The following is a 2,153-nucleotide window of genomic DNA, read 5'->3' as shown; positions in this document are numbered from 1 at the left end:
AAACACCGGCTGCGGCAGCGGGTCCTGCCAGATCAGATCTTCTTTTGGCACTTCCGGGCCGATGTAACGCGCTTTTGGCCCCATGTCGCGGTGCGTCAGTTTAAACCAGGCGCGGGCGAAGGCTTCGTTGAAGGCCTGCGGGTCGTTGAGGAACTTCCGGGAGATTTTCTCGAACTCAGGGTCGAAGCGCAGCGTCAGGTCGGTCACCAGCATCGTCGGCTTACGTTTTTTCGACGGATCGAACGGGTCAGGAATGATTTCCGGGGCATCCACGGCTTCAAACTGAATGGCGCCCGCCGGGCTGCGCGTCTGCACCCACTCATATTTGAACAGGTTCTCGAAGAAGTAGTTGCTCCACTGGGTCGGGGTTTGCGTCCACACCACTTCCAGACCGGAAGTGATGGCATCCGGACCTGCGCCGCTGCCGTAGCTGTTCGCCCAGCCGAGGCCTTGCGCCTCCAGCGGTGCGGCTTCCGGGTCCGCCCCGACGTGGGTGGCCGACGCGGCGCCGTGGGTTTTACCCAGCGTATGACCACCGGCAATCAGCGCCACGGTCTCTTCGTCGTCCATCCCCATGTTGCCGAAGGTCGCGCGGATTGCCGCGGCGGCCGACAGCGGTTCGCCGCTGGCGTTCGGCCCTTCCGGGTTCACGTAAATCAGCCCCATTTCGGTGGCGGCCAGCGGACGTTTCGCCAGCGCTTCCGGGTCACGATGGGCAAGCCAGGCTTTCTCGTCACCCCAGTTCACATCGAGATCCGGCTCCCAGACATCCTCACGCCCGGCGCCAAAGCCGAACGTACGGAACCCGGCGTTCTCCAGCGCCACGTTACCGGCGAGGATAAACAGGTCGGCCCAGGAGATTTTCTGCCCGTATTTTTGCTTAATCGGCCACAGCAGACGCCGCGCTTTATCGAGGCTGACGTTATCCGGCCAGGCGTTCAGCGGCGCAAAACGCTGCTGACCGCGCCCGGCGCCGCCGCGACCATCAACAGAGCGGTAGGTGCCTGCGCCGTGCCAGGCCATGCGGATAAAAAGCCCCGCATAGTTGCCCCAGTCTGCGGGCCACCAGGATTGGGATTCCGTTAACAGCGCGCGGATGTCGCCTTTGAGTGCGGAGTAATCTAACTTGCTAAATTCTTTGCGGTAATTGAAGTCTTCACCCAGCGGGTTCGAACGGTTGGAGTGCTGGTTCAGAAGATCGACGCGGAGTTGTTTCGGCCACCAGTCGCTACTGCTGGTGCCCGCGCCGGCGCTTTCATCATGGCTGCCCTGATGAAAAGGACATTTTCCTGCATTAACATTATCTTGCGTACTCATCTATATGCTCCCTTCACAGTAATACTGTTAAAGATATACACCCCTGCTGATAAGTTATAGTTGAAAATACCCACGGATTCGATAGTCCATTCCTCTGGTTTTGATGTAGCGCAATCTTAGTTTTGGTATAGCGAGGGAGGGGGATAGCAAGCAGAAGGCGAACGGTATCATGGGCAGCATGATGTTTTATTTTTTACTTCTTACCGCCGCAATATTTTGCAGCGGTAAGTAAGTATTCACGGTAGAGAAAATGATTATTTCAACAAACGGGGAATCTGGTTGTTAAACTCAAGCAGACAGGCATCCATATATTTATTGGTTTCAACCGTGACTTTTTTGTAATTATCAGCATGCCATTCACTTAACGGCGCTTCAACCGGCGCAGGCGCGCACTCTGCCACCGTATAGGCAGAGAACGCATTTCCACTCTCAGGTCGTTTATAGAATAAGACTTTATACTTCAGCTGGTATACTGAATTATCCGTACCCATATCTTTGTAAATTAATGCCCAGGTGGCATAGCCGATGCTGAGCTCCTGCTTGTATGTATTACCTTTGCCATTTTCATCCAGCCAGCGCTTGAGGCTTTGTTTGGCTTTGGGAACAAAATAGGTTTTCGTTGGGTTAGGCAACGTATCGACTGCTGATCCTTTGTAGTTTTCTTTGTCGAAATCACCGCTGTTTATATTTCCGGTCAACGCCCCCAGCACAGCAATGCCCATGCCTGTTGCAAAATGAGACGGATTCACCTCACGCAAATGCGCATCGGGAATACGATTGTTATTCAGGTCAGCCTGAGCGCCAATGGATAAAACCTTTACTGAACTGCCATTCGC

2 protein-coding genes are annotated in these 2,153 nt (G+C 54.6%); both read right to left on the bottom strand.

Annotated features, from left to right (window positions below):
• On the bottom strand, positions 1 to 1,317 hold a 1,317-nt coding region (gene katG, locus JO226_RS04275), incomplete at its 3' end, for a catalase/peroxidase HPI (RefSeq protein WP_293493742.1).
• Between the two features lie 254 nt (positions 1,318 to 1,571).
• A partial coding sequence (locus JO226_RS04270) for a hypothetical protein (RefSeq protein ID WP_293493739.1) occupies positions 1,572 to 2,153 on the bottom strand: 582 nt, incomplete at its 5' end.

This window comes from Pluralibacter sp., from assembly GCF_019237635.1.
Taxonomy (GTDB): Bacteria; Pseudomonadota; Gammaproteobacteria; order Enterobacterales; family Enterobacteriaceae; genus Enterobacter_B.
This window is presented reverse-complemented; position numbering and strand designations above follow the sequence as displayed.